Origin of the sequence: Variovorax sp. Varisp85, from assembly GCF_047304045.1 — a bacterium.
Lineage (GTDB): Bacteria > Pseudomonadota > Gammaproteobacteria > Burkholderiales > Burkholderiaceae_C > Variovorax.
The window spans coordinates 1-5,656 of the sequence record NZ_JBGLYN010000126.1; the positions used below are offsets into that span (position 1 = coordinate 1).

The 5,656-nt window shown below is 66.8% G+C and carries 8 protein-coding genes; 1 reads left to right on the forward strand and 7 read right to left on the reverse strand.

Annotated elements, in window-relative coordinates; genetic code table 11:
* Nucleotides 1–161: 161 nt before the first annotated feature.
* From ACCC97_RS28485 to ACCC97_RS28500, 4 genes are all read right to left on the reverse strand, one after another.
* Nucleotides 162–635 carry an ExbD/TolR family protein gene (locus ACCC97_RS28485; protein WP_007832699.1) on the reverse strand — a complete coding sequence of 158 codons (474 nt, stop codon included), beginning with the start codon at nucleotides 633–635 and terminating at the stop codon, nucleotides 162–164.
* A gap of 14 nt (nucleotides 636–649) precedes the next feature.
* Nucleotides 650–1,345, reverse strand: coding sequence for a MotA/TolQ/ExbB proton channel family protein (locus ACCC97_RS28490; protein ID WP_007832697.1), 696 nt, complete (start codon nucleotides 1,343–1,345; stop codon nucleotides 650–652).
* Nucleotides 1,346–1,359: 14 nt separating this feature from the next.
* Nucleotides 1,360–2,202: a 4-hydroxy-tetrahydrodipicolinate reductase gene (dapB, locus tag ACCC97_RS28495; RefSeq protein WP_081502647.1), complete on the reverse strand. Its 843-nt coding sequence runs from the start codon at nucleotides 2,200–2,202 to the stop codon at nucleotides 1,360–1,362.
* Nucleotides 2,203–2,313: 111 nt separating this feature from the next.
* Entirely contained in the window at nucleotides 2,314–2,877 is a 564-nt protein-coding gene (locus ACCC97_RS28500; protein WP_007832693.1) for an outer membrane protein assembly factor BamE, read from the reverse strand.
* A 91-nt stretch (nucleotides 2,878–2,968) separates the two neighbouring features.
* Here ACCC97_RS28500 and fur point away from each other — a divergent pair, with 91 nt between their 5' ends.
* Nucleotides 2,969–3,388, forward strand: coding sequence for a ferric iron uptake transcriptional regulator (gene fur / locus ACCC97_RS28505; protein ID WP_007832691.1), 420 nt, complete (start codon nucleotides 2,969–2,971; stop codon nucleotides 3,386–3,388).
* A 103-nt stretch (nucleotides 3,389–3,491) separates the two neighbouring features.
* On the opposite strand, the gene hprK is transcribed toward fur, so the two are convergent.
* The 3 genes from hprK to hpf form a co-directional block, all read right to left on the reverse strand.
* Complete coding sequence (hprK, locus tag ACCC97_RS28510; RefSeq protein ID WP_007832689.1) at nucleotides 3,492–4,451, reverse strand: HPr(Ser) kinase/phosphatase; 960 nt, start codon at nucleotides 4,449–4,451, stop codon at nucleotides 3,492–3,494.
* Between the two features lie 144 nt (nucleotides 4,452–4,595).
* Complete coding sequence (locus ACCC97_RS28515; RefSeq protein WP_007832688.1) at nucleotides 4,596–5,063, reverse strand: PTS sugar transporter subunit IIA; 468 nt, start codon at nucleotides 5,061–5,063, stop codon at nucleotides 4,596–4,598.
* A gap of 190 nt (nucleotides 5,064–5,253) precedes the next feature.
* Entirely contained in the window at nucleotides 5,254–5,583 is a 330-nt protein-coding gene (gene hpf, locus ACCC97_RS28520) for a ribosome hibernation-promoting factor, HPF/YfiA family (protein ID WP_007832687.1), read from the reverse strand.
* Nucleotides 5,584–5,656: the final 73 nt, after the last annotated feature.

Below are 5,656 nucleotides of genomic sequence, written 5' to 3' on the forward strand. Positions count from 1 at the left end.
CCCTCCGTGGCGGTCTGGCACCCCTGCCCGGAGCGGGCGGCCGCCGCGGCGGGGGGGGGCGGGCGCCCCCGCCCCCGGACGGCCTCCACCGCCGCGCAGCCGCCGATGCCGCCGAGCCCCCATCCCAGCCTTCCACCAGATGGGGAAGGAGCAAGACAGGGTCAGCGCGGCTTCTTCTCGCCTGCCGGCTCTGCCTCGGTCACGAATCCGATGCGGCTCAGCCCTGCCTTGTTCGCGATGCCCATCAGCGCCACCACCTTGCCATAGGGCACGGCCTGATCGGCGCGCAGCTGCACCTCGGTGTCCTTGCTGTCGGCGGCGGCCTTTTCGAGCTGCTGCGCCAGTTCCTCGTCGGTCACAGCCTTGTCGTTGAAGAAGACCTTGCCCGAGGCGTCGACCGACAGGCTCACGAACTTGGGCGTGTCGTTGGGCTGGCCCGCATCGGTCTGCGGCAGGTCGAGCTTGATCGAGCTGGCCATCAGCGGCGCGGTGATGATGAAGATCACCAGCAGCACCAGCATCACGTCGACCAGGGGCGTCACGTTGATGTCGGACAGCGGCCGCTGCGCACCGGCGCCCATGGCCCGCCCGCCACCTGCGGCGCTGCTGCCCAGTGAAGTGCGACCGAAGGCCATGGCGCGTGCGCTCCCTAGACCGGCATCGGCCGCGCCGGCGGCGGTGCCGCGGGCCCGGCCGCCTCACCGAAGCTGCCCAGCAGGTCGTGCGCGAAGCCTTCGAGCTCGGCTTCGATGCGGCCGATGACGCGGCCGAAGACGTTGTAGGCCAGCACGGCCGGAATGGCCACGGCGAGGCCGAAGGCCGTCATGATGAGCGCCTCGCCGACCGGGCCTGCCACCTTGTCGATGGTGAAGCCGCCGGTCTGGCCGGCAATGCCCGTCAACGCGCCGTAGATGCCCCAGACCGTGCCCAGCAATCCGACGAAGGGCGCCGTAGCGCCAACCGTGGCGAGCAGAATCTGCCCCGCCTGCAGCCGGCGCAGCGCGCCGTGCAGGGCGTCGCGCAGAACGCGCGTGAGCCGCTGGTTGCGGTCGACCGTGGCGCCCAGCGTGCCGGCCGGCGCACCGGCGGCCACGCTCTTGATGGCCGACACGGCAGGCGACACGAGCGTCGCGCGGTCGAAGGCCTTGAGCTTCTGCTCTGCGTCGGCCAGCGTGGACGACTGCCAGAACGCCGCGATGCTGCGCAGCACATCGCGCGTGCCGCCGCGCAGCAGCCACGCCTTCCAGAGAATGATGACCCAGCTCGCGACCGACATCGCCAGCAGCAGCGCCGCCACCGAACGGCTGACGCCGTCGCCATGGGTCAGCAGTTCGAGCACGCTCATCGATGTCCCTTGAGCTAGCGCAGGCCCAGCACGTCGTACATGTCGAACAGGCCGGCGCGCTGCCCCTCCAGGAAGCGCACCGCGCGCAGGCTGCCCTGCGCGTAGGTGACGCGGCTCGACGACTTGTGGGTGATCTCGATGCGCTCGCCGGTGCCCGCGAACAGCACGGTGTGGTCACCCACGATGTCGCCGCCGCGGATGGCCGAGAAGCCGATGGTGGAGGGATCGCGCTCGCCGGTGATGCCTTCGCGGGCGTACACGGCGCAGTCCTTGAGGTCGCGGCCCAGCGCATCGGCGATGACTTCGCCCATCTTGAGCGCGGTGCCCGAGGGCGCATCGACCTTGTGGCGGTGGTGCGCCTCGATGATCTCGATGTCGTAGCCGGTCGACATGGCCTTGGCCGCCATTTCGAGCAGCTTGAAGGTGACGTTGACGCCCACGCTCATGTTGGGCGCCATCATGATCGCGATGTCTTTCGCGATCTCGGCGATCTCGGCCTTCTGCGCGTCGCTGAAGCCGGTGGTGCCGATGACCGCCTGCACCCCGAGCTCGCGGCATGCCGCGAGGTGCGCGAGCGTGCCTTCGGGGCGGGTGAAGTCGATGAGCACCTGCGCGTCCTTCAGGCCTGCGCGCAGTTCGGACACGATGGACACGCCGCTCTCGAAGCCCAGGAAGGCGCCGGCATCGGTGCCGAGTGCCGGGCTGCCGGCAATGTCGAGCGCGCCGGCCAGGCGCAGGTCAGGCGCATTGCGCACCGCCTCGATCAGCATGTGGCCCATGCGGCCGGATGCTCCCGCGACGGCGATGCGGCGTGGCGCGGGAGTGGAATTGGCAGGAGTGGAGTTGGATTCAGTCACGCGGATTCAGTCTTCGAGGATTTCGAAACGGCCAATGGCATGCATGCACACGGGACGGACGCCGCCTGGCTCGGCGGGCGCCGCCCGCTGCCGATGCTGCTCGCGCCGCGCTCAGCGCGCGGCTTCGAGCGGAGGATAGGCAGCCGGCAGCGGCGGCAGGGAGGCCGATGCGCCCGCGGCGGAGTCGGTTTTTTTCTCGTCCTTGGAGGGTGCGAATTTCTTGAGCTCGTCTTCCGAGGCCTCGAGCGTGGGCACCTTGCCGGACTTCTTGCGGGTGTCGAGCGTGGCGACGAACTCTTCCTCGCTGGGCATCTCGTCGCCCTCGAAGCGGTCGAGCAGTTCGCCGTTGAAGAACACGGTCAGGTGGCGTTCCTGCGGGTCCACGCCCTGGCGGCGAATGGTGAACACGTAGTCCCAGCGATTGGCGTGGAACACGTCGTTCAACAGCGAGGTGCCGAGGATTTCACGCACCTGCTGGCGCGACATGCCCGGCTTGAGCGCCGCGACCTGTTCCTTCGACACGAAATTGCCCTGCACCACTTCGACTTTGTACGGAGTGACGGCGGCCAGCGCGCCACGCGTGCGATCGCTGAAACCGCTGCAGGCACCAAGGCAGAGCGTTGCAGCAACGGCAGCAACCAGCAGCCAGGGACGGCGTTGGAGAATGGCAGGCATGGGAGGAAAAAGGGGGGTAGCGATATGATCGGCCATTGTAGCGGCTGGCCCTTTTCAGGGCCTTTGCCGCAGCCCAGGGCGCAGGAATCACATGGCCAACATCGACGAACTCAAGAATACCGGCCTCAAGGCCACTTTGCCACGCCTGAAGATCCTCGAGATCTTCCAGACCGGCAGCCAACGGCACATGACGGCGGAAGACGTGTTCCGCGTGCTGCTGAACGAACACTCCGACATCGGCCTGGCCACCGTCTACCGCGTGCTCACGCAGTTCGAGCAGGCCGGCATCCTCGAGCGCAGCCATTTCGAAAGCGGCAAGGCGGTCTACGAACTGAACGAAGGCACGCACCACGACCACCTGATCTGCACCTCGTGCGGCAAGGTCGAGGAGTTCTACGACGCCGAGATCGAACGCCGCCAGCAGATGATCGCCAAGGACAAGGACTGGATCCTGCAGGACCATGCCATGTCGCTGTACGGCCTTTGCGGGGACTGCGCCAAGAAACGTTGACCCCCCGGCTTTTCACTGCGCTTCGCTGCGTGTAACTCCCCCCCGAGGGGGAGGCGCGGCCCGCCTTGGGGCGGCCCGGCGGCGGCCGCATACCCCCAACCGGTCAGTCCCCTTCGCGGCCGTTTTCCATCGCCTTGTGGTGGCGCGCCACGAAGTCGGCATAGGTGTCGATGCCGCGCAGCTGCAGGATCGAGTTGCGCACCGCCGCCTCCACCAGCACGGCGATATTGCGCCCCGCCACCACCTGGATGATGACCTTGCGCACCGGAATGCCCAGCACGTCCTGCGTGAGCGGCGCCGATGGCATGCGCTCGTAGTCGCGCTCGAAGCTGTCGCGCCGCACGAGGTGCACGATGAGCTTGAGCCGCATCTTCCGGCGCACCGCCGTCTCGCCGAAGATCGCGCGGATGTCCAGCAGGCCGATGCCGCGCACTTCCAGCAGGTTCAGCAGCAGGTCGGGGCAGCGCCCTTCGATGGTGTTCTGGTTGATGCGGAAAAGATCGACCGCATCGTCGGCCACGAGGCCGTTGCCGCGCGAGATCAGCTCCAGCCCGAGCTCGCTCTTGCCCAGGCCCGATTCGCCCGTGATCATCACGCCCATGCCCAGGATGTCCATGAACACACCGTGCATCGAGGTGCGCTCGGCAAAGTGCTTGGACAGGTAGGCGCGCAGCAGGTCGATCACGAAGGCCGACGACTCGCGCGTGGCGAACAGCGGCAGCTGGGCGCGTTCGCAGATCGACAGCAGTTCGTCCGGCGCGGCCTGGCCGTCGGCCAGCACCAGCATCGGGGGCTCCAGCGTGACGATGCGGGCGATGCGCCGGGCGCAGTCCTCCTCGCTGCCGCGCGTCAGATAGGCCACCTCGCGGGCGCCGAGGATCTGCACGCGGTAGGGGTGGATGTAGTTGAGGTAGCCGACGAGGTCGGCCGCCGATTGGGCCCGGCTGATGACTTCGGAGTCGAACTGGCGTTCTGAAGCGCCGAGCCCTGCGAGCCATTCCCAGCGGAGCGACCCGCGGAACTCCTCGAACATGGCATCGGCGCTGATGACGGTCGGCTTCATGCGTTCAGGAGACGGCGCTCACGCACCAGAGTTGGGGCAGGCCAGAATACCGCGGAACCGGCTTTGCCGGGCCGCTGGTATTGCCCCCGGTAGGGGGTTGGCGAAGCGACACGAAGTGCGCGAAGCCTGGGGGCGAGCCACAGGTCAGGCGACTTGCGTGGATTGCCAGCCAGCGATCAGGCCGTGGAGGACGGACGCGTCGGTGCTGGACTTGATCTGTTCGCGCAGGCTGGCATCGCTCAGCAGTTCGGCGATTTCAGAGAGGATTTCGAGGTGCTTCTGCGTGGCCGCTTCGGGCACCAGCAGGAAGATCAGCAGCGCGACGGGCTGCTCGTCGGGTGCGTCGAAGCCGATGGGATTGGCCAGCTGGAACACGGCCGCCATCGGCGCCTTGAGGCCCTTGATGCGGCCATGCGGAATGGCCACGCCATGGCCCAGACCGGTGGAACCGAGGCGCTCGCGCGCAAACAGGCTGTCGGTGATGAGGGCACGGCCCAGACCGTGAAGGCTTTCGAACAGCAGGCCGGCTTCTTCGAAAGCACGTTTCTTGCTGGTAGCGTCAACGCTCACAAGCACTTGAGCGGGCGGCAGGATGGACGCGAGGCGATTCATGGTGGGTGCAGGGCGGGGGGCGATTATGCACCCGCTTGGTAAAAACCCCCAGTCCCCCTATTTACTTTCTGTCTACATGTTGCCCAGAGGCCTCGCGCGCCCTCTGGAAGCTTGCCAAAGCCCCACCGCCGCAGTCGGAAAACAAAAAGCCGCCCGAAGGCGGCCTTGGATGCGAGCCCGAGGGCTCCTCCTACATCACGCGCTTGGGCGCGGCGTGATGGTGGTCCTGCAGGCGGTCCTTGTGGCGCACCACCTGGCGGTCGAGCTTGTCGACCAGTTCATCGACCGCGGCGTAGAGATCAGCGTGGCTCGATTCCGCGAACATGTCATTGCCCTTGACGTGGATGTTGCATTCCGCCCTTTGGCGGCGTTCCTTTTCCTTTTGCTTTTCCACCGTGAGGATCACCTTCACATCGACGAGCTGGTCGAAATGTCGGGTGATCCGGTCCAGCTTGCTCGTGACGTAGGTGCGCAAGGCAGGTGTGACGTCGAGGTGATGACCGCTGATCGTCAAATTCATGAATGACCTCCTGGAATTGACGGTTGGGGAAATGACCGCACTGCGGAATGCAGCTTGGTCGGCGAGAAACGGG

Bases quoted from the DNA above. Each gene is read 5' to 3' on its own strand.
- ACCC97_RS28485 (WP_007832699.1), bottom strand. From the start codon at position 635: ATGGCCTTCGGTCGCACTTCACTGGGCAGCAGCGCCGCAGGTGGCGGG.
- ACCC97_RS28490 (WP_007832697.1), bottom strand. From the start codon at position 1,345: ATGAGCGTGCTCGAACTGCTGACCCATGGCGACGGCGTCAGCCGTTCG.
- ACCC97_RS28500 (WP_007832693.1), bottom strand. From the start codon at position 2,877: ATGCCTGCCATTCTCCAACGCCGTCCCTGGCTGCTGGTTGCTGCCGTT.
- fur (WP_007832691.1), top strand. From the start codon at position 2,969: ATGGCCAACATCGACGAACTCAAGAATACCGGCCTCAAGGCCACTTTG.
- hprK (WP_007832689.1), bottom strand. From the start codon at position 4,451: ATGAAGCCGACCGTCATCAGCGCCGATGCCATGTTCGAGGAGTTCCGC.
- ACCC97_RS28515 (WP_007832688.1), bottom strand. From the start codon at position 5,063: ATGAATCGCCTCGCGTCCATCCTGCCGCCCGCTCAAGTGCTTGTGAGC.
- hpf (WP_007832687.1), bottom strand. From the start codon at position 5,583: ATGAATTTGACGATCAGCGGTCATCACCTCGACGTCACACCTGCCTTG.